23 protein-coding genes and 3 pseudogenes are annotated in these 25,530 nt (G+C 56.7%); 10 read left to right on the plus strand and 16 right to left on the minus strand.

What is annotated here, in order from left to right; genetic code table 11:
* Complete coding sequence (locus ACR3FC_RS19890) at positions 1 to 756, minus strand: GntR family transcriptional regulator (protein ID WP_480478115.1); 756 nt, start codon at positions 754 to 756, stop codon at positions 1 to 3.
* Positions 753 to 1,631, minus strand: a complete 879-nt coding sequence (locus ACR3FC_RS19895) for a glucosamine kinase nucleotide-binding domain-containing protein (protein ID WP_480478117.1) — start codon at positions 1,629 to 1,631, stop codon at positions 753 to 755. The genes ACR3FC_RS19890 and ACR3FC_RS19895 overlap by 4 nt, the downstream gene beginning before the upstream one ends.
* A 139-nt stretch (positions 1,632 to 1,770) precedes the next feature.
* On the opposite strand from ACR3FC_RS19895, the gene ACR3FC_RS19900 reads away from it, so the two are divergent.
* The 6 genes from ACR3FC_RS19900 to ACR3FC_RS19925 all read left to right on the plus strand — a co-directional run bounded on the left by ACR3FC_RS19900 (position 1,771) and on the right by ACR3FC_RS19925 (position 7,818).
* Complete coding sequence (locus ACR3FC_RS19900; protein ID WP_480478119.1) at positions 1,771 to 2,685, plus strand: N-acetylmuramic acid 6-phosphate etherase; 915 nt, start codon at positions 1,771 to 1,773, stop codon at positions 2,683 to 2,685.
* Between the two features lie 24 nt (positions 2,686 to 2,709).
* Positions 2,710 to 3,963 (plus strand): ABC transporter substrate-binding protein, encoded by a 1,254-nt coding sequence (locus ACR3FC_RS19905; protein WP_267366202.1) that lies wholly within the window; start codon positions 2,710 to 2,712, stop codon positions 3,961 to 3,963.
* Between the two features lie 65 nt (positions 3,964 to 4,028).
* Complete coding sequence (locus ACR3FC_RS19910; protein ID WP_267366203.1) at positions 4,029 to 4,943, plus strand: carbohydrate ABC transporter permease; 915 nt, start codon at positions 4,029 to 4,031, stop codon at positions 4,941 to 4,943.
* 12 nt (positions 4,944 to 4,955) lie between these two features.
* Positions 4,956 to 5,795, plus strand: a complete 840-nt coding sequence (locus ACR3FC_RS19915; RefSeq protein ID WP_267366204.1) for a carbohydrate ABC transporter permease — start codon at positions 4,956 to 4,958, stop codon at positions 5,793 to 5,795.
* A complete protein-coding gene (locus tag ACR3FC_RS19920) occupies positions 5,792 to 6,826 on the plus strand; it encodes a Gfo/Idh/MocA family protein (protein WP_480478121.1) in 1,035 nt (344 codons plus the stop codon). The genes ACR3FC_RS19915 and ACR3FC_RS19920 overlap by 4 nt, the downstream gene beginning before the upstream one ends.
* Positions 6,823 to 7,818, plus strand: coding sequence for an ABC transporter ATP-binding protein (locus ACR3FC_RS19925; protein WP_480478123.1), 996 nt, complete (start codon positions 6,823 to 6,825; stop codon positions 7,816 to 7,818). Before ACR3FC_RS19920 ends, ACR3FC_RS19925 begins: the two co-directional genes overlap by 4 nt.
* A gap of 83 nt (positions 7,819 to 7,901) precedes the next feature.
* On the opposite strand, the gene ACR3FC_RS19930 is transcribed toward ACR3FC_RS19925, so the two are convergent.
* From ACR3FC_RS19930 to ACR3FC_RS19995, 14 genes and pseudogenes are all read right to left on the minus strand, one after another.
* A complete protein-coding gene (locus ACR3FC_RS19930; RefSeq protein WP_480478125.1) occupies positions 7,902 to 10,121 on the minus strand; it encodes a CHASE2 domain-containing protein in 2,220 nt (739 codons plus the stop codon).
* A 45-nt stretch (positions 10,122 to 10,166) separates the two neighbouring features.
* On the minus strand, positions 10,167 to 11,096 hold the full coding sequence (locus tag ACR3FC_RS19935; protein ID WP_480478128.1) for a FecR family protein: 930 nt from the start codon (positions 11,094 to 11,096) through the stop codon (positions 10,167 to 10,169).
* A 398-nt stretch (positions 11,097 to 11,494) separates the two neighbouring features.
* Complete coding sequence (locus tag ACR3FC_RS19940) at positions 11,495 to 13,009, minus strand: aldehyde dehydrogenase (NADP(+)) (protein WP_480478130.1); 1,515 nt, start codon at positions 13,007 to 13,009, stop codon at positions 11,495 to 11,497.
* A gap of 71 nt (positions 13,010 to 13,080) precedes the next feature.
* Positions 13,081 to 13,761 carry a GntR family transcriptional regulator gene (locus tag ACR3FC_RS19945; RefSeq protein WP_480478132.1) on the minus strand — a complete coding sequence of 227 codons (681 nt, stop codon included), beginning with the start codon at positions 13,759 to 13,761 and terminating at the stop codon, positions 13,081 to 13,083.
* Between the two features lie 227 nt (positions 13,762 to 13,988).
* Positions 13,989 to 15,014, minus strand: a complete 1,026-nt coding sequence (locus ACR3FC_RS19950) for a trans-3-hydroxy-L-proline dehydratase (RefSeq protein WP_480478134.1) — start codon at positions 15,012 to 15,014, stop codon at positions 13,989 to 13,991.
* A gap of 8 nt (positions 15,015 to 15,022) precedes the next feature.
* Complete coding sequence (locus ACR3FC_RS19955) at positions 15,023 to 16,123, minus strand: cis-3-hydroxy-L-proline dehydratase (RefSeq protein ID WP_480478136.1); 1,101 nt, start codon at positions 16,121 to 16,123, stop codon at positions 15,023 to 15,025.
* 15 nt (positions 16,124 to 16,138) lie between these two features.
* A complete protein-coding gene (locus tag ACR3FC_RS19960; protein WP_480478138.1) occupies positions 16,139 to 17,389 on the minus strand; it encodes an NAD(P)/FAD-dependent oxidoreductase in 1,251 nt (416 codons plus the stop codon).
* Positions 17,390 to 17,455: 66 nt separating this feature from the next.
* A complete protein-coding gene (locus tag ACR3FC_RS19965) occupies positions 17,456 to 18,388 on the minus strand; it encodes a 4-hydroxyproline epimerase (protein ID WP_480478140.1) in 933 nt (310 codons plus the stop codon).
* Positions 18,379 to 19,338, minus strand: a complete 960-nt coding sequence (locus tag ACR3FC_RS19970; RefSeq protein WP_480478142.1) for a dihydrodipicolinate synthase family protein — start codon at positions 19,336 to 19,338, stop codon at positions 18,379 to 18,381. Before ACR3FC_RS19970 ends, ACR3FC_RS19965 begins: the two co-directional genes overlap by 10 nt.
* A gap of 37 nt (positions 19,339 to 19,375) precedes the next feature.
* Complete coding sequence (locus tag ACR3FC_RS19975; RefSeq protein WP_480478144.1) at positions 19,376 to 20,098, minus strand: amino acid ABC transporter ATP-binding protein; 723 nt, start codon at positions 20,096 to 20,098, stop codon at positions 19,376 to 19,378.
* Positions 20,095 to 20,757 carry an amino acid ABC transporter permease gene (locus ACR3FC_RS19980; protein ID WP_480478146.1) on the minus strand — a complete coding sequence of 221 codons (663 nt, stop codon included), beginning with the start codon at positions 20,755 to 20,757 and terminating at the stop codon, positions 20,095 to 20,097. The genes ACR3FC_RS19975 and ACR3FC_RS19980 overlap by 4 nt, the downstream gene beginning before the upstream one ends.
* 11 nt (positions 20,758 to 20,768) lie before the next feature.
* Positions 20,769 to 21,431, minus strand: coding sequence for an amino acid ABC transporter permease (locus ACR3FC_RS19985; protein ID WP_480478148.1), 663 nt, complete (start codon positions 21,429 to 21,431; stop codon positions 20,769 to 20,771).
* A 72-nt stretch (positions 21,432 to 21,503) separates the two neighbouring features.
* Positions 21,504 to 22,304, minus strand: a complete 801-nt coding sequence (locus ACR3FC_RS19990; RefSeq protein WP_480478150.1) for a transporter substrate-binding domain-containing protein — start codon at positions 22,302 to 22,304, stop codon at positions 21,504 to 21,506.
* Positions 22,305 to 22,788: 484 nt separating this feature from the next.
* Positions 22,789 to 23,497, minus strand: a pseudogene (locus ACR3FC_RS19995) (IS6 family transposase).
* A 397-nt stretch (positions 23,498 to 23,894) separates the two neighbouring features.
* Between ACR3FC_RS19995 and ACR3FC_RS20000 the strand changes: the two are divergent.
* The 4 genes and pseudogenes from ACR3FC_RS20000 to ACR3FC_RS20015 form a co-directional block, all read left to right on the plus strand.
* On the plus strand, positions 23,895 to 24,179 hold the full coding sequence (locus tag ACR3FC_RS20000) for a TniB family NTP-binding protein (RefSeq protein WP_480478152.1): 285 nt from the start codon (positions 23,895 to 23,897) through the stop codon (positions 24,177 to 24,179).
* A gap of 44 nt (positions 24,180 to 24,223) precedes the next feature.
* Positions 24,224 to 24,619, plus strand: coding sequence for a hypothetical protein (locus ACR3FC_RS20005; protein WP_480478154.1), 396 nt, complete (start codon positions 24,224 to 24,226; stop codon positions 24,617 to 24,619).
* A 204-nt stretch (positions 24,620 to 24,823) separates the two neighbouring features.
* A pseudogene (locus ACR3FC_RS20010) lies at positions 24,824 to 25,017 on the plus strand (IS6 family transposase); the annotation flags it as partial.
* A 108-nt stretch (positions 25,018 to 25,125) separates the two neighbouring features.
* Positions 25,126 to 25,506 (plus strand): annotated as a pseudogene (locus ACR3FC_RS20015) (transposase); the annotation flags it as partial.
* Positions 25,507 to 25,530: the final 24 nt, after the last annotated feature.

Genomic DNA, 25,530 nt, shown 5'->3' on the forward strand with positions numbered 1-25,530 from the left:
TCATGGAGTGAGTCGCAGCTCAGCCACGAAGTCGTAGGCATCGCCGCGATAGTTGGATTTTGTGAACTCGGCGACGCGCCCGCCTTCCAGATGGGAAATCCGCTGGATGCTCAGCCCTGCTGCGCCTTCGGCGACACCGAGCAGAGCGGCATCTTCAGCCTCAAGATTAACGGCGGAAATCTTCTGGATAGCGCGAACTGGTCGGCAGCCGTTTTCTTCCAGAAGATCGTAGAGTGAGTCGCGCACGGCTAGTGGGTTTGGCAGAATGTCCAATGGCAACGAGGCACGTTCGACTGCCATGGGGCGCCCGCCAGCTTCTCGCAGGCGGCAAATGCGGGCCACCTGTCCGTCAGCGGGCAGCCCGAGTACCGCCGTTTCCTCGGGTGATGGCAGAAAAACGCCCCGTTCCAACCACTTGGAGGTTGACTCCATGCCGCGCAGGCGCATGTCCTCACTGAACGAAGTCAGATGCGAAAGCGATTGTTCTAATTTCGGCGCGGCGTTCCGCACGAAAGATCCGGAACCCTGCCGCTGTACGATTGCGCCCTGTTTCACCAATTCCTGAATGGCCTTGCGCACGGTGACCCTGGACAGGCCGGTGATCTCGGCGATTTCGCGCTCGGGCGGTAATGAGGAATTCGGGGGAAGGACACCAGCGTCGATGCCTTCTTCCAGCCGCTGGCGCAGCCGGACATAGCGCGGCCCTCCGCTGTTTTCGAGCCAGTCGTCAGAAGCCAGAAAAGAAGCCGCGTTCATGCCGAATGCTCCACTTGAAAAGCCCGGGCCAACGCGATGGCTCCGTCGATAGGCGCACCTTTGGGTTCTGTTACTGCGCCACGCGCACGATCCGGCAGATACGCCTCGTAATGTGGGCCAATACCCCCGGTCAGGCATAATGGCATGGCCGGGGTCCAACCCATTGCTTCCAGTGCCTGCAAAAGATGCGCGGCGCCTTCGCGCATAAGCGAAACCGCCCGTTCATCCCCTGACCTTGCTGCCGCTGTCACCTGTCGCGCAATTTGGCCGAATTCATGAGGTCGGGCCGCAGCCGCGAAAGCGACAATGCCGCTTGTACTGCCAAATTCGTTCAGCAAGGCCTCAGTCAGGTTGGATTTTGGCACCAGCCCATCCCATGCATCCAGCGTCTCCGAAAGCGCTCTGCGCCCAATCCACTGAGCAGAAGCCTCATCCCCCAGCACGGAGCCCCAGCCACCAGAAAAGCGTCGGCCGTTTTGCGATTGAAGGGCCAGAAAAGAACCCGTCCCGCAATGGGCGATTGCACCGTCGGTTGCCTGATGCGCACCCGCCAGCGCAGGGTGGCGATCATCCTCAACCAGTATACTGTCCAACGGCAAATCCGAGGCCACCCGCTGGGCGATCTGATCACCGGTAACGCCTGCCAGTCCAAAATACGCCGGTGCCGGTCTCAGGACGTCTGGCTGAACACTGAGCTTGGTCGCAAGCATTTTCAAGCCGTCTTTCAGACGTGCAATCGCACCGTCATAATCGCTGGCAACGTTGGCTGGGCCAACCTCGACCACCAGCCGCTGCTCCCCATCGTCATAGGCGATCCGACAGGTCGTTCCGCCGCCATCTGCTGCGATGATTGGATTGTTTTTCGACCTAAGCATGATGATACCTATATAATGCCTATGCTGTAATGTAAATGCCAAAGTAAATCCAATAAGGGCAGAAAGATCAAAAATACATTGATTAATAAGGCCAATAGCGGCTGAAAAAAAATTAGTGGACAAATGGTATTGTATAGGTATGCTTTCTGGCAACGAGGAGAAACACGTGCTGCCACACATCACAGAACAACTCCACCCGGACGCATACGATTTGGGCAACCGACCGCTGGAAGAGGCGGCGCTGACCCTGTCCAGGGGTCAGCAGGAAGCGGCCGGTGCCCCACAGGGCGCCCTGCGTGCGATTTGCGACGGTGCCGACGCCATGGCCCGCAGTCTGGCATCAGGTGGTTCATTGTATTACGCGGCGGCGGGGTCTTCGGGGCTGATGGCTGCGGCTGATGCAATGGAACTGGGCGGTACTTTCGGCATTGATGAAAACCAAGTCCATATCCTGATGGCCGGAGGGTTGCCGCAATCCGCGCATATGCCCGGTGGAACCGAGGACGATACCGATGGGCTGATCGACGGGCTGGCCGTGCTTACGTGCAACGATACGGTCATTGCTGTCTCTGCCAGTGGCACCACCCCCTATACACTTGAGGCCGCGCGACTTGCGCGTGCCGCGGGTGCCAGCACGATCGGGATAGCCAACAACCCGGGCAGCCCGCTGTTGGCGCAATGCGATCACGCGATTCTGCTTGCCACCCCGCCTGAACTGATTTCAGGCTCAACCCGAATGGGCGCCGGTACAGCCCAGAAAATCGCGCTGAACATGCTGTCCAGCCTTATGGCAATCAAGTTGGGTCATGTTCACGAGGGCATGATGGTCAACCTGCGAGCAGACAACGCAAAGCTGCGGGCGCGTGCGACCGGCATCGTCGCCCGGATCGCCGGAGTTGATGCAGGCACCGCCCATAACGCCTTGGCTGAAGCGCAAGGAGACACCAAATCCGCCATTCTCATCGCCGCTCGCGGCGTTTCACTGGCGGCAGCCAATGCGCGCCTGAAAGAAGCGGGCGGAGTTCTGAGCGCGGCACTGACACCTGATAAATAACTGCAAACCAAATGGGAGAGTACAATGAAACGTAATAGCCTGAAACTGGCCTTGCTTGGTGGGACGCTGTTAGCCTCTGCCGCCTATGCCGAGGACGTCACCCTGACTATCGAAAGCTGGCGTAACGATGACCTGACACTGTGGCAGGACCAGATCATCCCGGCCTTTGAAGCAAAGCATCCTGGCATCAAAGTCCAGTTCACGCCGTCTGCCCCGGCAGAATACAACGCGGTTTTGAACTCGAAACTTGATGCGGGGTCTGCCGGTGACCTGATTACCTGCCGCCCCTTCGATGCTTCGCTGGCGCTTTATGAGGCCGGTCACCTGACCGATCTGTCCTCGGTCGAGGCGATGAACAACTTCTCGGACGTTGCAAAGTCTGCCTGGCAGACGGATGACGGTTCGGCCAGCTTCTGCGTGCCGATGGCATCGGTTATTCACGGCTTCATCTACAACAAGGACGCTTTTGCCGAGTTGGGCCTCGAAGTGCCGACCACAGAAGACGAGTTCTTTGCCGCTTTGGACAAGATCAAGGAAGACGGCACTTACATCCCAATGGCAATGGGTACCAACGACCAGTGGGAAGCTGCCACGATGGGCTACAACAACATCGGGCCGAACTACTGGAAGGGTGAAGAAGGTCGTCAGGCGTTGATCGCAGGCGAACAGAAGCTGACCGATGAAGCCTGGACAGCCCCTTATGCGACGCTGGCCCGTTGGGGTGCGTATCTGGGTGATGGGTACGAAGCACAGACCTATCCCGACAGCCAGAACATCTTCACTTTGGGCCGCGCAGCCATCTATCCTGCGGGATCATGGGAGATTTCCGGCTTCAACGCACAAGCCGATTTCGAAATGGGCGCTTTCAAGCCGCCGGTTCAGAACGCAGGTGACACCTGCTATATCTCGGACCACACGGATATTGGCATCGGCATGAACGCGGCCACAAAGAATCCTGAAGCCGCTGAAACATTCCTGACCTGGGTCGCAAGCCCCGAGTTTGCTGAAATCTTCGGCAACGCTCTGCCCGGCTTCTTCCCGCTGTCGAGCACTCCGGTCGAGTTGCAGGACCCGCTGGCCAAGGAAATCGTCGGTTGGCGTGAAGAATGTGAATCGACCATCCGCTCGACTTATCAAATCCTGTCCCGCGGCACACCAAACCTCGAGAACGAGACCTGGGGCGCATCCGTTGCCGCGATCAAAGGTGCCAAGTCGCCTGAAGAGCTGGGTGCAGAACTACAGGCGGGCCTCGCCTCGTGGTACGCACCACATCAGTAAGCTGAACCATACCCGGGCAGCATGAGTTGCCCGGGTACGCCAAGCATTCCATCGAAAGCGTTCCCATGACCCGCCCCCGCATCCGCTGGCATATCGTCGTGTTTCTGGCACCAGCCGTGCTTGTCTACACAGCGGTGATGATCTTTCCCCTGTTCAACACGCTCCGTCTGGCCCTTTACTCTGAGGTCGACCAGAGCCGCGTTTTTGTTGGACTGCAGAACTTTCAAACGCTGTTTTTCGATCCGATCTGGTCGGAACAGTTCTGGAATGCGCTGGGCAACAATTTCTGGTTCTTTCTGATTCACATGCTGGTACAGAACCCCATCGGCATCGCGCTGGCAGCGCTGCTCAGCCATCCGCGCCTGCGATTTGCGGTGCTCTATCGGTCGGCGATCTTCATTCCAACAATCCTGAGCTTTGTGATCGTCGGATTTGCATGGAAACTGATCCTGTCGCCCATCTGGGGCATCGCGCCTTCGATGCTGGATGCGGTTGGGTTGAAATCCCTCTTTGCCCCGTGGTTGGGGAAGGAGGAATACGCTCTGACCACTCTGGCGCTGATTTCGGTCTGGCAGTTTGTCGGTATCCCTATGATGCTGATTTACGCGGCCTTGCTATCGATCCCTGAGGAAATCCTGGAAGCCGGGGAAGTGGATGGCATCACCGGCACAAGTGCCTTCTGGAAGATCAAGCTGCCGCTTATCCTGCCTTCGATCGGGATCATCTCAATCCTGACATTTGTCGGTAATTTCAACGCCTTCGATCTGATCTATGCTGCACAGGGTGCCTTGGCGGGGCCTGACTTCTCGACCGATATTCTTGGCACCTTCATGTACCGCACATTCTTTGGCTTCCAGCTGCAATTGGGTGACCCGCATATGGGTTCGGCCATCGCTGGTGCGATGTTTGCAATCATCCTGCTGGGTGTCTGTGTCTACCTTTTCGGCATCCAGACCCGGATGCGCCGGTACCAGCTGTAAGGAGCAGATGACATGAACAAGGCCCGCTCCAACCCGCTAAACACCTTCGCGATGCATGGTGCTCTGATCTTTTATACGCTGATCGCTCTGTTTCCGGTTTTTGTGATCCTGATCAACAGCTTCAAGACCCGCAAGGCAATCTTTCGCGAACCGCTGGCGCTGCCTGATGCCGACAGTTTTTCGATGATCGGGTATCAGACAGTGATGAAGCAGGGGGATTTCTTCCTTTATTTCCAGAACTCTCTGATTGTGACGGTTGCATCCCTGACTTTGGTCCTGCTGTTTGGCGCAATGGCGGCTTATGCGCTGAGTGAGTACCGGTTCAAGGGCAACATGCTTATGGGTCTGTACTTGGCGCTTGGAATCATGATCCCGATCCGCATCGGCACTGTGGCCATCCTTGAAATGATGGTGGCGACCGGGCTTGTGAACACCCTGTGGGCGCTGATCCTTGTCTATACGGCGCAGGGCCTGCCCTTGGCGGTGTTCATCCTGAGCGAGTTCATGAAACAGGTGAGTGACGACCTCAAGAATGCGGGCCGTATCGACGGGCTAAGCGAATACACAATCTTCTTTCGGCTTGTGTTGCCGCTGGTGCGTCCGGCAATGGCAACGGTTGCCGTGTTCAACATGATCCCGATCTGGAACGATCTATGGTTCCCGCTGATCCTGGCTCCTGCGGAAGAGACCAAGACACTGACGCTGGGGAGCCAGGTCTTCATCGGTCAGTTTGTGACAGACTGGAACGCGGTCCTGTCAGCCCTTTCAATGGCGATCCTGCCGGTGCTGATCCTCTATGTGATCTTCTCGCGACAGCTTATCCGCGGCATCACGTCAGGAGCGGTGAAATGACCCGCGTCCTGATCGTAGGCCTTGGGAACATGGGGCTGAGCCATGCGTTGGCACATCACCATCACCCGGACGCGCAGATTGTCGGGCTGGTGAACCGATCCGGCCGCGTGGATCACCCTGATCTGACGGGCTATTCGGTGTATTCAAGTTTTGAAGCCGCTCTGACCGAAACCAAACCCGATCTGGTTGTGATCGCGACCTACTCGGACAGTCACGCCGATTACGCCTGCGCCGCGATGGAGGCGGGTGCCCATGTGTTTGTCGAAAAACCACTCACCACCAATGTTGCCGATGCGCGGCGTGTGGTCGAAACAGCGGCGCGGCTGAACCGAAAGCTGGTGGTGGGCTATATCCTGCGCCACCACCCATCCTGGATGCGCCTGATCGCCGAGGCTCGCACTCTGGGTGGCCCCTATGTGTTCCGTCTGAACCTGAATCAACAATCCTCAGGGCCTGAGTGGGAGACGCACAAGGCCCTGATGCAGACCACGTCACCCATCGTGGATTGTGGTGTGCATTATGTCGATGTGATGTGCCAGATCACCGACGCAAAACCCCTTCGCGTTCATGGCATGGGTCTGCGCCTGTCGGATGAAATCGCGCCTGACATGTACAATTATGGCCAGTTCCAGGTCGTGTTCGACGACGGTTCGGTCGGGTGGTACGAGGCTGGGTGGGGTCCGATGATGTCCGAAACCGCGTTTTTCGTGAAGGACATCGTTTCGCCCAACGGGTCTGTTTCGATCACCGACGGAAACAAGGGCGCGTCAGCAGACATCGATGGTCATACCAAGGTTGGTGGCCTTCTGGTTCACACGCCGCAGGGCGACCGGACTATCGACATGCCTGATGAGCCCGGTCATCAGGAACTCTGCGATGCTGAACAAGCCTATATGCTGCGCGCCATCGCCGAGGATATCGACCTGACCCGCCACATGTCCGACGCCGTACAATCCCTTGCAATCTGCCTGGCCGCTGACCAAAGCATCCGCACCGGCCAACCCGTTTCTCTTGAGGAGACCCGCCAATGACCGCCCTGTCACTGAAAAACATTCACAAATCTTTTGGCAATGTAGAGGTCCTGAAGGACATCAATCTTGAGGTTGAGGACGGCGAGTTTGTGGTTTTTGTCGGCCCTTCCGGATGCGGAAAGTCCACTCTTCTGCGCGTTATTGCGGGGCTTGAAGACGCCACATCGGGCGAGATCAGAATTGCTGGCGAGCAGGTCAATCTGACCCCGCCCTCGAAACGCGGCATCGCCATGGTGTTCCAGAGCTACGCGCTTTATCCACACCTGAATGTACGCGGCAACCTGACCCTTGCCCTGAAACAGGAACGCCAGCCGAAAACCGTGATCGACGAGCGCGTCGCCGAGGCGAGCCGGATGCTGGGGTTGGAGCCCTACCTTGACCGCTACCCATCCGAACTGTCGGGGGGGCAGCGCCAGCGTGTTGCCATCGGTCGCGCCATCGTGCGCCAACCCAAGCTGTTTCTGTTCGACGAGCCGCTGTCCAATCTTGATGCCGCTTTGCGCATGAACACCCGGATTGAGATTGCAAATCTACACAGGCAACTCTCGGCTTCGATGATCTACGTCACGCACGATCAGACAGAAGCGATGACACTGGCCGACAAGATTGTGGTGCTGCGCGACGGACGGGTGGAACAGGTCGGCACCCCGATGGAGCTGTACAACAACCCGGCAAACCGCTTTGTCGCCGGATTTCTTGGTTCACCATCCATGAATTTTCTGCCCGCAGACAGCCTGACCCCGGGCGATGCGCGTGAACTTGGGTTGCGCCCGGAAGACATCCGCTTGGAAAGTGGCGGACCGATTGCCGGCACCGTTTCACATGTTGAACAGCTGGGTGGTGATACAAATGTCATTCTGCAAACCAGCAACGTGCCAATCACAGTCCGGTTGTTTGGCCAGCACGCGATTGCCCCGGGTGACGATGTACAATTCGGGTTTGATCCCAGCCGCGCATATTACTTCGGGAATGACGGACAGAGATTACAGTAACGGCAGTTTTCGACCCGTTCTGCACCAGTTTGTTCTGGTGTGAGCGTAACCCAAAGAGGGCAATCGCTGGAAAACATGACTGGTTATGCAAGATTGTGGCGTGTGAACATGAATTGCCCGGATGGCAGGTTCGACCGGAAGTCAGCGGCACGACCGGACAGCGCCCTGTAGAACTGACGCAAGCCGGGCTCGATATCTTCAGCCAGATTTTCGCACTGTTGGCACAAGGTATTGACCAGGCTGTTAGGGTGTCGATTTGTGATCGCCAAAATCAGCTCTGCATGTGCAACCCTGAGTTCCTGGAACGCCGCTGTTTGCAACAGGGCCTGATCGCCCACCAAAACAAAGACGGATTCCGGGTTGGCTTTGCCTTTCAGATCAACATGCCCGGCCTCTAACATGGCCAGATTCCTATGCGTGATTTCATGGACGCCGTTTGAAACGACGATGTCGTAGCCGACCGTTCGACAGCATTGTTCGATCCGCGCTGAGACATTCACGACGTCACCGATGACCGTATAGTTGAACCGTTTCTGCGAGCCGATATTGCCGACGCAGGCCTGTCCGGTCGCAAGCCCCGTTGCCAGCGCGATAGGGGGGCGGTTTCGCATGATGTCGGATGCATTGAACTCTGCCAAAGCGCGCCGCATCTTCAGCGCGGCTAATGCAGCCCGGCACGGGTGGTCAGCGACAGGTAAAGGCGCGTTCCAGAACGCCATAACAGCGTCGCCGATAAACTTGTCGATGGTTCCTCGTTCAGCCAGTATCTGGTCGCCGATACTGGAAAAAAGCGCATTCAGCAGCGAGACCAGCTCGGTGGCAGATGCGGACTCAGACAAAGGTGTAAAACCCCGGATGTCGGAAAACATCACTGTGATATCCTGCGTCTCACCTCCCAATTGCAGCTGATGTCCCGAGGCTTCCATCTCATCAAGGATCTCCGGGGCGACGTAATGAGAAAAGACTTTTCGGATTTTGCGCTTTTCCCGTTCGGTAGACAGGAAAAGATATCCTGCCAGCAGCCCGAAATTAGCCATGCCACCGATAAGCGGAAATGTGGCGTCGAACAAAACCGACTGGTTTTGAAAGACCAGCCAACTCAATATCAGAACGGCGGCAGCGGCGACACCGCCTGCAATGAAAGATGCAACCGCACCAAAACTGGACATGACGGCAATCACGACAAGCCCGAGAAAGGCGAAGGCAAGCATTTCCTGCGCTGCAGTCACATCCGAGCGGCTTAGCATTTCGTTGGTCAGGACCTGTTCCAGCACCTGGGCGTGAATTGAAACGCCGGGAACGCTCTCGCCAAGCGCCGTCTGGTGCATATCGAATAAACCGGCGGCCGACGTTCCGATCAGTATGATCCGCCCCTCAACTTCCGCCCGAACGTCCGCATCATCCGAGCCTTTGAGGATATCGTTGGCCGAAATATACAGCTCGGGCGCATCGCGCCTGTATCTCAGCCAAATCTCGCCGTTTTCTGTTGTTGGTATCCGGTATCCCCCGACCTCAACCGCCAACATGATGCCTGTTTCATCCTGTGCACCTTCGGCCACAATATTGGTCTCGCCCAAGGCAACTCTCAGGGCTTCAATTGACAGACCCGGCAACAGCCCATCCGGCCCGCGCCAAAGAACCGGCACGCGGCGCATGATACCGGTTCCGCCGATGGGCGAGACGTTGACCCCACCAATACCTGCCGCGGTCCGGTCCAACGGAGGCGCAATTGGCGTCCAATGAGGAACTGAAATTAGACCCGCGGCGGGATTTTCACCGAATTCAATGATACCTGCTTTTGCAGTGATGGGGTTTCCTTCCGCCGACATTCGTGCGGCAGTCCCAAGAACGACCGGCAAATAGGCGATTTCCATCCCAAGCAAGACATCATTATCGAGCTTTTGAGCGTGCCGTCCAACTGTGAGGACCCCTTCCAGCGATGGATCGTTCAGAAGCCGTGCGGGGGAAAACCGGTCAGGCTCAGCGAACAACATATCAAATGCAATAGCCGCAGCACCGTATTCACCCAGATTCTGAACCATTTGCGCCACCAGAGTCCGGGGCCAGGGCCATTGCCCCCAATTGGCCAGAGAGGCTTCGTCAATATCTACAACCCGTATGGGAAGGTCGGGATTGAACTCTCGCGGAGATGACCTTTGCAGAACGTCGAAATAGATCAGACGGGTCATTCGCACCGGATAGGGATCCATGACCCTGACGAAACAGCCCACCAGGATCAGACACAATCCGACAAGGCGGAACGCCCATTTCCCTGTCCTGGTTTTGCTCTTCTCGTCGCTCACGTCGTTCTCCGGACAAGTGAGTCCATTTCAGCTTTTCCGACAACGCTACCGGAGCAGCTCACTATTTGATTCTTGCTGCTCTGGATCTTCCTGACCTGGTTCCTCCCGATCAGGTTCTTCTGGTTCAGGTTCTTCCGGTTCCGGTTCAGGTTCTTCCGGTTCAGGTTCTTCCGGTTCCGGTTCGGGTTCTACTTCCGGCTCTGGTTGTGACGGGGGCGATGGCGGTGCTGCGACGCTGATAGCGCGCGGCTGCGGCGCAGTTCTGCGAATGTCGGCCCTGTCGACTCTGGCCTGCTGCACGGGTGCACCTTCGCCAGAACACCCCTCAACCCTCACCTGCAATGGAGGCAGCAGGCCTTCCTGCGACTGAACAAATGGGAAACCAGATTTCAGCGCCTGATCATACTGCTCCTGATCAGCAGGCCGCCCGACTGTCCCGCCTCCACTGGTGGCATACATGCTGCATACGCGGCCTGTGGACCTGCAAGACCCCTGTGCACTGCACATTTGAACCGTTCCGTGCAGTACAAGCATTGCACTCTGGGTTTGTGATACGACCCACATGTCGAAAGTCGTGCCACGAACGGCCATAGTCGCAGTCGGTGTCTTGATCGAATATGCACCTTTTCGGCTTTTGCCGGAAATGAATCGAAAGCTGCCACCCAAGGCCTGCACGGCAAAGCTTTTGGCCTTTCGATTGCCGCGCAGCATAGTCACGTCCAACACCATATGCGCATTGGGGCCAACGGCAATTTTTGTTTCGTCCACAAATACGATCTGTACCAAACCGCTGTGATCTGTAGATATCGTATCGCCTGATTCAACGTCCATTCCTGAAATGACAGGTTGAGTGTTTCCGGCGCGAATGATCTGAGCGCCTTGCTTGGCGCTGATAACTGTTCCGATGTTGGCAAGGGCCTGCGCCGGCATGAGCGCGACAACAAATACAACCAACACAATCTTTAACCAAGTCAAACCAGAGCCCCTTCCCCCGACGGGTCTAAGTAAGCGCGAAGCGCGCCAAGCTCGATTTTTGCCCCCAGAAATGTGTTATTCTTATTCAAATGCTCTAAAATGCTAGCAATATTTATGCATTATGGTGTGTATTTGTAGCAAGTTGTTTTTTTAATCCGCGTTTACCAGCTTAAACACTTACGGATATGTGGGCGATGGTCTCCGCCATGGTCAGTAGGTATGAACAACATGCTAACACCAATGGAAAAGAGAGCCGTAAGTGGGGCTAACTGGCAGGTGTTTAGCAAAGCAATTGAACAGGCCAAAGCGCAGCACCCGTCAAATTCGCGCATAGGGCACGTGGCTCATCGCTTTTCTCGCGATGAGCCTTGATGCTTTTGCAGCGTGTTGTTGAAGGATCAGAGGAATCGTTCGGGCAACAATGCGTCCGGCATGTTTTGGTAACATACGGGTCTCAGGAACCGCCGGATTGACAATGTGCCGACCGAGGTGGCACCGAAATTGGTCGAAGCGGGGTAGGGGCCGCCATGCACCATGCTGTCACAGACCTCGACGCCCGTGGGAAAGCCATTGGCCAGCACACGTCCGGCCTTGCGCTCGAGGATCGGCATCAGGGAACGCGCGGTGTCCATGTCCGCATCATCCATATGCAGGGTACAGGTCAGCTGACCTTGCAGGCTGTGTGCGACGGCCTGCATTTCGTCAGGCGTTTCGGCGGTCACAATAACGCCTAGCGGGCCAAAAACCTCTTCACCAAGGGTTTCGTTTGCCAGCCAGTTCACAGCATTGGTGCGAAACAGGTGCGGGGACGCGGTGCGTTGGCCACACATCGAGGTCAGAACCTCCTGCACACCTGTTGTATTGGCGATCCTTGCCTGACCAGCTCGATAAGCGTCGGCGATGCCGTCGGTTAGCATGGTCTGCGCGGGTGTCTTTGACAGGGCGGTTCGCGCGGTCTCAGCGAAGCGGTCCGCTTCTGTACCCGCCAGCATAACGGCGACCCCGGGGTTGGTACAGAACTGACCTGCGCCCATGGTCAGCGACCCCGCCCAGTTCTGAGCAATGTTGTCGCCCCGGTTCGTCAGCGCAGCATCGAGAATGAACATCGGGTTGACCGAGCCAAGTTCGCCGAAAAACGGGATTGGCTCAGGACGCGCGGCACATAGATCGAACAGTGCCCGACCACCAGCCAATGAGCCAGTGAATCCGACAGCCCTGATCAGCGGGTGTTGTACCAAAGCGGAACCCACGGTCCGGTCACCCCCCTGAATCAGACTGAAAACACCGGGATGAATTTTGCAGCGTTCGATGGCAGCATGTATGGCCTCGGCTATGATCTCACCGGTGCCCGGGTGAGCGCTGTGCCCTTTTACGACAACGGGGCACCCAGCAGCCAAAGCGGCTGCGGTGTCGCCGCCTGCAGTTGAAAAGGCCAAAGGGAAATTCGAAGCACCGAATACGGCGACAGGGCCAATAGGGCGCTGAATCATTTTCAGATCCGGGCGCGGCAGCGGCGAGCGGTCTGGCAACGGGCCGTCGTGGCGCCGATCCAGATACTCACCGCTCAGAATATGTGTGGCAAACAAGCGAAGTTGGCCCGATGTGCGACCCCGCTCCCCTTGCAGACGGGCCTCGGGCAGGCCGGTTTCCTGCGTGCCTATTGCAGTAATCGCCTCGGCGCGGGCTTCGATCTCATCTGCTATGGTATTCAGAAATGCCGCGCGGTCTTCCCGAGTCGAAAAACCATAGCTCCAGAACGCTTCTTCGGCAGCTTCCGCAGCTGCATCAACATCCTGAAGACGCCCCACCGAAAAACTGTGTGAAGGTCCAAAAGCGGGTCGTGACTGAAAAAACGTGTCACCTGAAAGCCAATTTCCAGAGATGAGGTGCTTACCATGGGGGGAGCAGGTCATGAAGGTTCCATATCTACGATTCTAAAGTTATGGATAATGTATCCAATTAAGAGGGACAATCAAGCGCCCTGTTACGTCTCCTCCATAGCGCGTTTTGCCACGATCATCTCCAGCAGCTGTTCCTTTGTTCGCCGGATGTGCCGCATCAGCATGTCACAGGCTTCGTCGACGTTCCCTGCTTGCGCCAGTTTCAACAGCTCTCGATGTTCTTTTTTCGCCGGTTCCCGCTGCTTCATAACGCTCAGATGCATTCGGACATAGCGGTCTGATTGCAGATTGACGCGATCCAGCAATTCATTTGTCAGTTTCCTCTGCGATGCCGCGTAGAGGGCGGAGTGGTATTGATAGTTCAGGATCCCCCACTTCCCGACGTCATTCTCGTCATAAGACGCTTCCATCTGTGTCAATATGTCGTTGCATCGTGCAAAGTCGGCAGATGTCATCTGCGGGATGGCTCTGCGGAAAAGATCGACTTCAATAAGCATTCGAAGGTCGAATATCTCTCCGATTTCATTCAGGGAGTGTTTAGTGACTGATCCGCCCCGATTATTGGCCCATTGAATCAGGCCTTCAGCGTTCAGACGCTTCAGGGCCTCGCGGATGGGCATCCGCGATACGTCGTATTCCTCGGCCAGAGCTTCCTGGCGAATAGCTTCACCTTCGGCAAGTTCACCGTTCAGTATCCGCTCACGAAGATCGTTCGCGATGACATCTGGTAGGCTTTGCTTGGTTATTGCGCGCTTTCCTGCCATATTTTTCCTGCCACTTGTTTGGGTACAGCTACCGGTTACCGGCGGTTATTCCAAGCTGAGCCGCGACGCGACCACCTAGAAAGCTGATTAAGGACACTCCGTTTAATAATGCATCCAATATCCATGTTGTTTCAACCCTGCTGAGACAGCGAGGTAAGACCAAGTGCGAATGGAACCTTCTGTGACCGCCTTTCCCTGAGAGCGGGCACGGTCAATGCACTGTTTAGTCAGACACCCCAGGTGTCCGACAAGCGATACCCGCCAGGCCAGGGGTCATCTGGGTCAAGCATGTGTTGATGAATGCCGGAGATCCAGCCGCGCCCACTTATTTCGGGGACAATCGCGGCACGGCCCGCCACCTCGGTGGCATCGACGATCCTGCCAGTGAACCGTGATCCGATGATCGAGACCGCCTCGAATGTCTGACCCGGCGACATCAACCCCTTTGCAGCCATCAGCGCCATGCGTGCGGAAACCGCTGTACCCGTGGGCGATCTATCAACTTTGCCCGGTTGGATTGCGACGGCAGATTTGCCAGTTAATCCGGTCTCGGTCTGGCTGATCGGGCCGCAGAAAGCACAGAATGAAATGTGGTCCCAATCCGGGTTTTCAGGATGCGAAAACCCAAGCTGTTCATTGGCTGCATTGGTGATCTTCACCCCCAATCGGGCGATGTCACGGGCCTCGTGTTCGACAATCTCGAATCCCAATGCCTGTGCATCGACCACGACAAAACTGTCACCCCCATAGGCGGTATCAACCATGATCGTATCCAATCCGGGTACCTCAAGCGGGACGGACAGTTTGTCGGCAAAGCTGGGCAGGTTCTGCACGAAAATGCGTTGCGCTTTGCCACCGCTGCATTCCGCCCGTACACGAACCAGCCCGCCCGGGGCCTCAAGCACCATATGAGTTTCGGGTTCCTGCATCGGAATGATCCCGCCATCCAGCAATACGGTTGAAACACAGATCGAGTTCGAACCGGACATGGGTGGTGTGTCTTCGGGCTCCATAATGATAAAGGCCGCGTCGGCCTTGGGGTGTTTCGGGGGCACCAGAAGATTGACATGACGGAAAACACCGCCCCGAGGTTCGTTCAGAACGAAGTTGCGCAGCGTCTGGTCGCCCGCGACAAAGCTGCGCTGTTCCCACAGAGTATCGCCCGGTGGCGGGGCGACACCCCCAACGATAACATCCCCTACTTCGCCTTCTGCATGGGCTGAAATGACATGAACGGTTTTGCTGCTCCGCATCGGATCTCTCAATATTGTGCGACAGGCTCGCCCAGAGCGTCGAAAATCGGTGTAACGCCCAGACCCGGACGGGCGGGTGCGGTCATCCGGCCGTTGACACGCTTTGGCGCACCCTCGGCAATGTCCACCGTGCCGTAGGAATTGAAATCCGTGGCAGAGAATGTGAACTCGGACGGCGTTGAACGGGCCAGATGTGCAATGGCTGCGGTGGTGATGTCACCACCCCAGGTATCTTCGATCGTCATGGGGATGCCGTGCGCCACGCAGAGGTCACGCATAAGGCGGGCTTTGGTCAACCCTCCGACTTTCGAGATCTTGAGGTTGATCACATCCATCGCGTCTTCGGCAATGCCGCGGACCAGCGTGTTGGGGGTGTCGATCACCTCGTCCATCACGAAAGGCAATGCGGTGCGGCGGCGGATCGACACGCATTCCTCATAGGTCAGACAAGGCTGTTCCACATAGACATCCAGACCCGAAATCGCTCCCACCACGCGGGCGGCCTCGTGCCGGGTCCAGCCGGTATTGGCGTCCGCTACCAGCAGGTCCGTCTTTTTCAGAACGGCGCGGGTGGCGTGGATACGGTCAATGTCGTCATTGGCCTCGCCACCCACCTTGAGCTGAAATTTGGTGTAGCCTTCGGCGGCATAGCCTTCGATCTTTTTGGCCATGATCTCGGGTGCTTCCTGACTGATCGCGCGATAAAGCACCACATCGTCCTGCGCCGCGCCACCCAGCAAGGTGTAAAGCGGCTGTTCCGTGGCCTTGCCCAGCAGATCCCAGCAGGCAATATCCACCGGGGCCTTGGCATAAGGATGACCCCGCAAGGCCGCATCCATCGTGCGGTTGATCTGACCGATATTCAGTGGGTCCTGCCCGATCAAATGCGGGGCCAGCTCTGCCAGCCCGGCCCGGACGCCGAGCGCGAATGACGGCAGATAGGCCGAGCCAAGCGGGCAGCATTCGGCATAGCCTTTCAACCCCTCATCCGTGATGATTTCCAAAACGGTGCTGTCAAACACTTCGACAAAATTGCCGTTGGACCAGCTATAGCGGCCTTCTTTCAGCGGCAGATTCACCTGATATACGTTCAGCCCGGTGACTTTCATAAGGTGTTCTCCAGATTAGAAGCGTGTGGATGCGAAAGGTGACATATCGAGCACCGGCTTGGCGTCAGTGACCAAATCAGCCACCAGTTCGGCCGTGCCTGCGGACTGGGTCAGCCCCAGATGACCATGACCAAAGGCATAAAGCACCTGTGGTGCGCGCGAGGATCGGTCAATCACTGGCAGGCTGTCGGGCAGTGACGGGCGAAAACCCATCCATTGCGTGCCGCCTTCCAGATTCAGGTCTGGTATGAAGCGCCCGGCCTTGGCCAGCAACGTGTCAGCGCGCCGGTAATTCGGGGCTAGGTTCAATCCACCCAGTTCGACTGCTCCTCCGATGCGCACACCGCCGTTGATCCGGGTTACCACAAACCCGTGCCCCCCAAAGGTCAGATGCGTGCGCAGGTCAAAAGCGCCTTCGGGCAGGGTCGTGTTATAACCCCGCTCGGTCTCTAGCGGGATATGATCCCCTAGGGATTTGGCCAGTTGGTGTGACCAGGCTCCGGCGGCGACAATCACCTGACCTGCCGAAATGTCACCGATGACGGTGACGAGACGCACGCCGTCATCGGTTGGTTTCAGTGCCGTGATCTCTGCGACCCTTACCTGTCCACCGCGCGCGATGAACTGTGCCGCCAGATGGTCCGTCCAGCGGGCCGGGTCGACGGTATTCATCCATGTCGGGGTAAAACCCGCATGGGTGAAACGCCGGTTCAGTCCGGGTTGAATCTCGGCAATTGCATCCGGACTGTCCAAAAGATCAAACGTGATGCCATGGTCCTTGCGCAGGTCCCAGGTGGGCAGGCTGGCACGGAAATCTCTCTCACTCTCGAACAACTGCAATTGGCCTTGGCGCTGCATCAGCGCCTCGCCGTCAACATACGCGATCTGGCGCTCCAGCGCGGAGCGGCTTTGGTTCATCAGCGCGGCCTGTGCGGACAGTGAGGCAGCATAACGATCCCGCCAACTGGCCCGCCAGAACCGGAGCATCCACGGTGCAATACTCAGCGCATAAGCGGGCGGGATCGACAAAGGCCCCAGCGGATCAAGAAGCCATTTTGGTGCTTTGCGCATGATCCCCGGAGTTGCAAGCGGCACAATATCTGTAAAGGCAAAGGCCCCGGCATTGCCCTTTGACGCCCCGGCTGCAACGCCTTCACGGTCCAGCACCAGCACCTGCCTTCCACGCTTTTGCAATTCCAGCGCAGCGCTGATGCCAATGATGCCAGCACCGATCACAACTATGTCCGTTTTGGTGTCATGCTGCATGGTTTCAGGTTCTCAAATAGTGGTGCGGGGTCGGGAACCGGACAGTGTCTGTCCCAGGATTTGATTTCAAAGCGCGATACCATCACGGAACGGATCATTCGGCGCGAAAACCAACCTGCCTTCCGACATGATATGCGCCTGCCCGGTCAGGGTGGGAATGACACCCCCGTTCGGGCCGGGTTGGTAGCTCAGCACATAGGGGCTGCCGATCACGCTTTCCTGCACAATCTCTTCCCCGGCGGCCAGCGCCCCGTTTTCCGCCAGACAGGCGAGGCGCGCCGAACTGCCCGTACCGCAGGGCGACCGGTCATATTGATTGTCCGGGCACAGTACAAAGTTGCGGCTGTGAACATCCTTGTTGGGGGATTGATCCTGTAGGATCACGTGATCGACCAGTTCTCCGTTTTCACCACGCACGCCCTGTGCGATGCAGGCTTCACGTATGGCGATGGTCAGATCTGTCAACGCACGAAAATTTCCCGGATTCACCGGGATCGGGCTGGGATCAACAATGAAGAACCAATTTCCGCCATAGGCAAGATCGCCGGTTATCGACCCATGGCTGCCGACCTCAATTTGCACAGCTGCCCGCACGCGGCGGCTCTCGACATTTGTGACGCGCACGGTATTGGCGTCCAGCAACTCCACCGAGATGACCCCGACCGGGGTTTCCACCCGGTGCGTGCCCGGCCGGATCCGACCCATATGGGCCAGAGTGACACCCAAACCGATGGTGCCATGCCCGCACATGCCCAGAACGGCATCCGCATCGAAATAGATCACGCCGGTCTCGCATCTTGAATCTTCGGGCGCGACCAGAAGCGCGCCCACCATTCCGGGCTGTCCGCGCGGTTCCAGTAAGATGGATTTGTAGAACACCTCATGCTCGGTGGCCAAGCGTCGTGCACGCTCGGCCAGTGGGCCGGACCCCAGATCGGGGCCACCGTCGAGGATTACCCGCGTAGGCATTCCCCCGGTGTGACTGTCAATCACATGCATTCAGCAATGACCCCGCCCTGGTCGGACCAATCAGTAAACCAAGTGCGGAACAGGTCGTATTGCTGTTCGCAATAGTTGCGCTGGGCATCCGTCAACTCGTCGGTTTCGTTGAAGTGCAAGCGGTACTCTTCTTCGCCGTTCAGGACCAGCAGGTGTTTGTAATACAGTACCAGATCGGTGCCTTCGTCAAAGCTGGCCAGCACGCCAAAGGCTTCTTCCAGTTCCCGCGCGCGAAGGCGGGCTTCGGCATGACCGGCTGCCGCTTTCTGACACAGGGCCGCCAGCAGAAGTGCCTCTTTTGGCAGGGCAGTGCCAATCCCTGTGATCGAGCCGGTGGCGCCGCAATTGACGAAGCCATGGTAGACTTCGGTGTCTACACCAACCATCAGTGTGACCTGATCATCTTTCGAGGTAATGTGTTCCGCCGCATAGCGCAGATCGCTTTTGCCACCGAATTCCTTGAACCCAACCAGGTTGGGATGATCTGCGCGCAGTTCCAGGAACAGATCGGCGCGCGTCGCAAAGCCGTAAACCGGGCTGTTATAGATGATTGCCGGAATATCAGGTGCAGCCGACAGGATCGCTTTGAAATGGTTGCGCTGCGCCGCGATGGACGATCCACGCGACAATACACGCGGGATCACCATAAGCCCTGCCGCACCAACTTTTTGCGCATGTGCGGCAAGCGCTACGGCGGATTTCGAATTTATCGCACCGGTGCCGACGACAACGGGCAGTCCGGCTGCGATCAGACGTTCGACACCTTCCATCCGTTCGGCATCCGACAAGAGAGGCCAATCGCCCATCGAGCCGCAATAGACCACGGCGGACATGCCTGCTTCGATCATTTCCTTGCCCTTTTTCACCAGCGCGTCGAAATCCGGTGTCCGGTCCGGCTTGCAGGGGGTCATCAGGGCTGGCATGGTGCCGGTGAAGATATTCTGGGACATGAAGGTAACCTTCCTAATTGTATTGGGGCGGGGGCTTTTATCGCACATTCGACAGGAATTTGCGGGTATGTTCGGATTGGGCTTCGCTAAAAATCTGCGCGGGTGGACCGATCTCTTCCATCACGCCCTGATGAAAAAAAGCAACCCGGTCTGATACATCACGAGCGAAACCCATCTCATGCGTGACACAAATCATCGTCATCCCTTCTTCGGCCAATAACCGCATCGTGTCGAGAACCTCGCCCACCAGTTCAGGATCCAGCGCCGAGGTTGCTTCGTCAAACAGCATGTACTCCGGCTCCATCGCCAGCGCGCGGGCAATGGCAAGTCGCTGCTGCTGACCGCCCGATAAGGCCGAGGGAAAAACGTTCAGCTTCTCGCCCAACCCTACATGGGTCAACTGCTTTGCGGCAATGTCACGCGCCTCGTCCCTCGACTTGCCTTTGACAATCTTCGGGGCCAACGCAACGTTTTCCAGTGCTGTCAGGTGCGGAAAGCTGTTCCATTGCTGGAACACCATCCCCAGCTTTGTGCGCAGCTTGTTGATGTCGGTGCCTTTAGCATGAACATCAATGCCATCAACCCTGACCGATCCCTGCTGGATCGGTTCCAGCCCGTTGATGCAATAGAGAAGGGTCGATTTACCGGAGCCTGACGCACCGATCACCGACAGAACTTCTCCTTTCTGCACATCCAGATCGATGCCTTTCAGCACATGCAGCGATCCGAAATATTTGTGCAGGTCGCGAATTTCGATCATTGGGCCCACCTTTTTTCTAGTGACGCGGAATACCGCGAAATCGGATAGCTGAGCGCGAAATAGAACGCGCCAGCGATTGTCAGGATCAGGAACGGTTCCTGCGTGCGGGTGATCAGGATCTGGCTGGCCTTGAGCAGCTCGACATAGCCCAGAACTGAGACCAGTGCGCTGTCTTTCATCACACCCAACGCGACCCCGACCCATGCCGGGAACACCGCGCGCCCACCGATCGGGAAGACGACATAGCGCAGATCCTGCCAATAGGTCATGCCCAGACTGCGCGCCGCGCGGCGCATCGGATCGCCGACGGCCTCAATCCCGCCGCGCGCCACATTCGCAACCAGTGCTGCTGTGTAGATGGATAGGATCACCACGCCCGAGGCGAACGGGTCCAGATTGAGTCCGACAATTGGTGCAAAGTTGTAAAACAGCACCAGTTGGATGATCAGAGGGACCGAACGGAAAATGTCCAGAACCGGAGCCAACGTCAGGGTCGCTGCCAATTTGCCCTCGTACAGAAGCCAACCGCACATCACGCCAAAAACCGTTCCAATGGAAATCGAAAGCATTGAGATCCAGAGCGTTCGCAGCGCGGCTTCGCCCAGAAACCACAGATCGTTGATGTTGAAGCTGCTGAAAAAGCTGACAGTGGGTTGCATCTGTGCCTCCTTCAGTAGCGGAAAAGCCGGGACGCCAGCAGGCGCGAGGCAAGAAGGATGATTTTGACGATCACGTAGTAGATGACCGCGGTGACGGCGAAATACTCAAAGATTCGGAAAGTGCGCGAGGCAAAGAACTGCGTCTCGCCCGACAGTTCCCGGAAGCCGACCAGCATACCCAGTGACGACATCAAAACAGCCCAGACCATCTGGTTCGTGATCGGATGATAGACAATGCGAAACACCTGCGGGATCACGACGCGTGTGTAAGCCTGCCACGCAGTCATGCCCAGCGATCGCGACGCACGTAACTGTGTCTCGGGGACGGCCTGAAAGCCGCCACGGAAGTTTTCAGCCAGATAACCGGCGCAATTGAATGTCAGTCCGGCCAGCACGATGAAGTACGGCGACAGATGCAGGCCAAAGGCACCAAGCCCGAAGCCGAAAAAGAACAGCTGGAACAGTGCCGGAGTATTGCGCGCCAGTTCGACCCAGGCTGAGGCGAACCAGTAAGGCAGTCCTTTCAGGTGCAGCCGCGTCAGTGCCAGACAAAGCCCGATGATGATGCCAAGGACCATTGCCAGCACGGCAACCTGTATCGTCAGCAGCGATGCTTCAAGCAGGTCTGGCAGGCTTTTCATCACCGGCCGCCAATGGAAGTTATAGTCGAACACGGGTGTTCCTCACGCAATCTACCGGTCCTTTCGCCCGGCCATAGCCGGACGAAAGCATGGAGTAGGAAAGGGTCAGTACATTACGCCGGGAATGCGCAGCTCAGGCGCTTCGCCGCCGACATATTTACCCCAATGCTCCTGATAGCGGCCCGAACGCACCTGGTGGGTCACGAACAGATTCAAGAAGTTCAGCCAGGTGACATCTTCGCGCTTGCCGACAACCGAAGTGTAGTCGGTGGTCCATGGCATGCGAGGACCGGCAACAACGGTTTCATATTGCTGGGTAATCGGCAGCACGGCAGTGTTTGTGGTAATGCCGATATCGGCCTTGCCCTGAGCCACCGCCAGGAACACTTCGTTCTCGGATTGATAGCCCTGATAATTGCCTTCTTCACCCCATTCGGCGGCGATCTTCAGCCATTCCTGTTCGGGTACGGTGCCGATCGCGGCAGCCACGCGCTTGCCACGGATATCCTCGAAGGTTTCAATGCCGCTTTCGGCATTCACCACACCCTGCGCATAATAGATGGCGTAAGGAATGGTAAAGCCCACCGTCCGCGCCCGTTCAAGGCTGTCCGAGGTTGCTCCGAACACAACGTCTGCGCGTCCGGTGACGATCACTGGCAGGCGTTCCGCCCAGGTCAGCGGCAGGATTTCGGCCTCAACTTCAAGAGCGGCGGCCAGATCATTGCAGTATTCGACATCAAAGCCTGCCGGTTCGTTATTCGCGTCGCGATACCCAATTGGCGGAAAATCCAACACAACACCGCAGCGCAATGTCCCGCGATCTACGACATCGTCCAGCGTGTCCGCCATCGCAGGAACCGTGGTGATGGTGGTGAGGGCCGCCAGTGCGGCGAGTTTCTTGAGCATGTGATCCTCCCTGAATCAATCGATACGCGCAGCTATAGAGGATATTGTATCCAACATCCAGTATTTTGTTGAGCAGGGAAAGCCTGCTTTCAAAGGGTGTCATGGCTCTTGTGTGCGATTGAAATGACTGACTTGGCCTGCGTGGAAGGCCGTCGTTCGACGGTGGCCAAAAGGAATTGGCACCAGGTATTACAGAGTTGGAGGTTTTGGCTGAAAGTGGTCCGTCGTCAAACGTGAAGGTGCATTGTGCTCAGAACCCGGGGTGCTTTCAGCTTGAGACGGAAGACGTTTTGTGATGGGAGTGTGTGACGCCTAGGCAACTCCAACCTGCGTCTCTTAAAGAAAACCGGCAATGCTGGCCCGCGCGACCAAATGTGCGTTCGGTCAGACTTTGACGGCTTGGAGTTCTTCGAGCAGGTCGAGGAGTTGATTGAGTTTTTCCAGCGTATTAGCACCGGGCTGAATGCGGCCTGATCCTCGCCCGTCAGGCGGTCATCTCGGGTGTGTAGCCGTTCCAAAGATCAAAGGCATCGGCTATTGCGTGGCGATAGGATTTGGCGGTGAGACGATAGCGGCGAGGGCGGAAGATTGTACTGACCTGATCGTGGACGGCGAGAAACCGTTGTGCTTGGCGCGGTGACTTGAACCGGCCCATGATCTTTTCCCGTTTCCGCGTTGGCCGATGTGACCCTTCGATCCGATTGTTGAGGCCCTTGTGTGCTCGATGGTCAGCGTCAGGCGCGATGGCCTGGATCGGCTTGGTATAACTGCGGAGCTTGTCGGTGATCACGACACGCGGATTGCCGTAGGCGGCGACCAAACGAGCGAAAATCGCTTTGCGGCTTTGGCGTTGCGGCGGGGTTGAATGAGAATGTCGAGAACGTCTCCGTTGGCATCGATGGCCCGCCACAGCCAGTGTTTACGCCGTTGATCGGGACGACGCGCTCGTCCATATGCCATTTGTCGTGCGGCCGGGGTCGATCGCGCCGGATACAAGCCGCGAACTGTGGACCGAACCGGTTTACCCAGAGACGAATGGCCTCGCGGCTAACGATGACACCGCGCTCGGCGAGCAAGTCCTCGACATCGGCAGTGCTCAGCCCAAACCGATGGTAGGCCAAGACGGCATAGGAGACGATCTCGCGGGGAAAACGAAAGCCCTTCAGGCATGGCATCGAGATGGGTATCGTCATGGTGCCTCGCTATCCGAGAAGCGGAGGGCGATCAATTTGGCAGTGCCCCCTCGCGATATGTCCCAGATTTGGGCTGTAAATGACGAAGGACGGACCATGGTAGCGCGCTACAAGAATCTGTCGCGGCCACGAATTTCGCTTTGGGAGTCGCGGCGTGCGCGTTCGATATTTCACGAACGCCACGGCGGGACGATCCCGGAGGCGATGCTTTTTCAGATTATTGAAGAATAAAGGCGCATCGCGCACGCGTCCAAGCAGAAAACTCTGGCGGTGCGGCTGGAGGGAGAACGTCAAGCGCGACTTCCTAACGACAAAACCAAACGCGATCCATCCCGCGAGATGTTCGCGATCGATACCAGCTATCCGGATCTTCCTACCTACCTGATGGATGATATTTATGGAAACAAACGAAAGACTAGACCTGGTCCGCAGTGACAGGTGGATCGCATTTGATCGCGCAAATATTATGCTGAACAGGCTCACTTCTCTCATAAAGATGCCAAAACAGTCCTGGATGCCTGGCCTTATGGTTTATGGCAGCTCAGGGATAGGAAAGACCATGATCGCTAAGCGTATGGAAAGCCTGTACCCAACCCAATACGAAGCAGATATTGGTGTCACCCGAACACCGATCCTATTACTGCAGGTGCCACTCGCGTCCGACGAGAGGCAATTTTATTAGCGCACTCCGGCGTCGATCGGGGCGCCGACTTTAGAAGACGAAGAATGTCCAAGCTATCATACATTCTTCAAGCCGTTGGCGTTGAAAGAAAGCTTCGGTGGATTTTTTTCGGAGATATGCAGCTTCCAAATCAAAGTTACATAGATGATGCGCTAAAGAGATTTGGTAACAATATGTCGTGGGTTGAGTTTTCTTTGAACGGTCGCCATGGCATCGATTATCTGGAGATCGAAAGCCAAGATCATGCTGTGGATGTATGGATGAATTTTGTGGTTTGGTTTGAACAGAGATTTTGCAGCAAAATGAGCCTCAAAAGGCTCTATGGTATGAACTACCAAAATGAATTTGGAAACGACTTTTGGTTTAATTTTTGCCTTCTTAGAACGGGAGCGTGTGCTCCAATACAAGATCAAGATGCGATGGAATATGAAGATTCTTAATACTATTTTGTAATTGGGTAGTTTTTTTTATCGATCCTCTACCGGCTCGATCCGGCGCAGTCCAGGCACATCTCCTTTGATGACCGCAACCGTTTGGTGCAACCCTTATGCCTATGGGTTCTGTTGCAAATTTTTTGCCATTGACGCTCGCGCCACCAGCGGGTGAATGACTATCGGTATTTTCAAGTCGAAAGTCGGACTAGAATCTCTTTCAAAGGCGCACAATATCTCAGGGAAGTGATCCTGATCGCGGTGTTTTCTATGTCCGATATGGAGTGTCTTATCGTGATCTGGAAGAAATCATGCACGAACGAGGCGTTTCTGTTGATCATACAACGCTGAACCGATGGGTCACACGGTATTCCGGTGCGATTGCAGAAACAGTGCGCCGCCGAAAAGCCCTTGTGACCGCTCTTGTGTCTGACGTCAGACAGGACGGTCTTGAAGAAGAGATCACCGAACTTGATCGGAACATACATGCCGGGCATCGTGCAAGTTAGGTTTGCCAGCGGCTGGCCACGATCCCAGGTGTTGGCGTGCTCACAGCAACAGCGATGGCCGCTACCGTCGCTGATCCTTTGCAGTTTTGGTCGGCACGCCAGGTCGCCGCCTGGCTCGGACTGGTTCCGAGACAGAACTCGTCGGGAGGCAAGGACCGGTTGGGACGGATCACGAAGATGGGAGATGGCTATCTGCGCAAGCTCCTCGTTGTAGGCGCGACGGCTGTACTCAGACGGATCAGTCATGCACAGACGCAGATCGCAGAATGGGTCCGATGCCTGCTCAAAAACAAACCAGTCCGACTGGTCAGCGTGGCTCTGGCGAACAAGACCGCACGGATCGTTTGGGCTGTCATGTCGAAAAAGGAGGCCTATAAGCCAGTCTGAGATTTCGGGGCGTCCAAAAATCGC

It is taken from the genome of Ruegeria sp. AF3, assembly GCF_056536285.1.

Excerpts from the sequence above, each read along its gene's own strand:
- ACR3FC_RS19890 (WP_480478115.1), bottom strand. The coding sequence starts at position 756 with ATGAACGCGGCTTCTTTTCTGGCTTCTGACGACTGGCTCGAAAACAGC.
- ACR3FC_RS19895 (WP_480478117.1), bottom strand. The coding sequence starts at position 1,631 with ATGCTTAGGTCGAAAAACAATCCAATCATCGCAGCAGATGGCGGCGGA.
- ACR3FC_RS19900 (WP_480478119.1), top strand. The coding sequence starts at position 1,771 with ATGCTTTCTGGCAACGAGGAGAAACACGTGCTGCCACACATCACAGAA.
- ACR3FC_RS19905 (WP_267366202.1), top strand. The coding sequence starts at position 2,710 with ATGAAACGTAATAGCCTGAAACTGGCCTTGCTTGGTGGGACGCTGTTA.
- ACR3FC_RS19910 (WP_267366203.1), top strand. The coding sequence starts at position 4,029 with ATGACCCGCCCCCGCATCCGCTGGCATATCGTCGTGTTTCTGGCACCA.
- ACR3FC_RS19915 (WP_267366204.1), top strand. The coding sequence starts at position 4,956 with ATGAACAAGGCCCGCTCCAACCCGCTAAACACCTTCGCGATGCATGGT.
- ACR3FC_RS19920 (WP_480478121.1), top strand. The coding sequence starts at position 5,792 with ATGACCCGCGTCCTGATCGTAGGCCTTGGGAACATGGGGCTGAGCCAT.
- ACR3FC_RS19925 (WP_480478123.1), top strand. The coding sequence starts at position 6,823 with ATGACCGCCCTGTCACTGAAAAACATTCACAAATCTTTTGGCAATGTA.
- ACR3FC_RS19940 (WP_480478130.1), bottom strand. The coding sequence starts at position 13,009 with ATGACCTGCTCCCCCCATGGTAAGCACCTCATCTCTGGAAATTGGCTT.
- ACR3FC_RS19945 (WP_480478132.1), bottom strand. The coding sequence starts at position 13,761 with ATGGCAGGAAAGCGCGCAATAACCAAGCAAAGCCTACCAGATGTCATC.
- ACR3FC_RS19950 (WP_480478134.1), bottom strand. The coding sequence starts at position 15,014 with ATGCGGAGCAGCAAAACCGTTCATGTCATTTCAGCCCATGCAGAAGGC.
- ACR3FC_RS19955 (WP_480478136.1), bottom strand. The coding sequence starts at position 16,123 with ATGAAAGTCACCGGGCTGAACGTATATCAGGTGAATCTGCCGCTGAAA.
- ACR3FC_RS19960 (WP_480478138.1), bottom strand. The coding sequence starts at position 17,389 with ATGCAGCATGACACCAAAACGGACATAGTTGTGATCGGTGCTGGCATC.
- ACR3FC_RS19965 (WP_480478140.1), bottom strand. The coding sequence starts at position 18,388 with ATGCATGTGATTGACAGTCACACCGGGGGAATGCCTACGCGGGTAATC.
- ACR3FC_RS19970 (WP_480478142.1), bottom strand. The coding sequence starts at position 19,338 with ATGTCCCAGAATATCTTCACCGGCACCATGCCAGCCCTGATGACCCCC.
- ACR3FC_RS19975 (WP_480478144.1), bottom strand. The coding sequence starts at position 20,098 with ATGATCGAAATTCGCGACCTGCACAAATATTTCGGATCGCTGCATGTG.
- ACR3FC_RS19980 (WP_480478146.1), bottom strand. The coding sequence starts at position 20,757 with ATGCAACCCACTGTCAGCTTTTTCAGCAGCTTCAACATCAACGATCTG.
- ACR3FC_RS19990 (WP_480478150.1), bottom strand. The coding sequence starts at position 22,304 with ATGCTCAAGAAACTCGCCGCACTGGCGGCCCTCACCACCATCACCACG.
- ACR3FC_RS20000 (WP_480478152.1), top strand. The coding sequence starts at position 23,895 with ATGGAAACAAACGAAAGACTAGACCTGGTCCGCAGTGACAGGTGGATC.
- ACR3FC_RS20005 (WP_480478154.1), top strand. The coding sequence starts at position 24,224 with ATGTCCAAGCTATCATACATTCTTCAAGCCGTTGGCGTTGAAAGAAAG.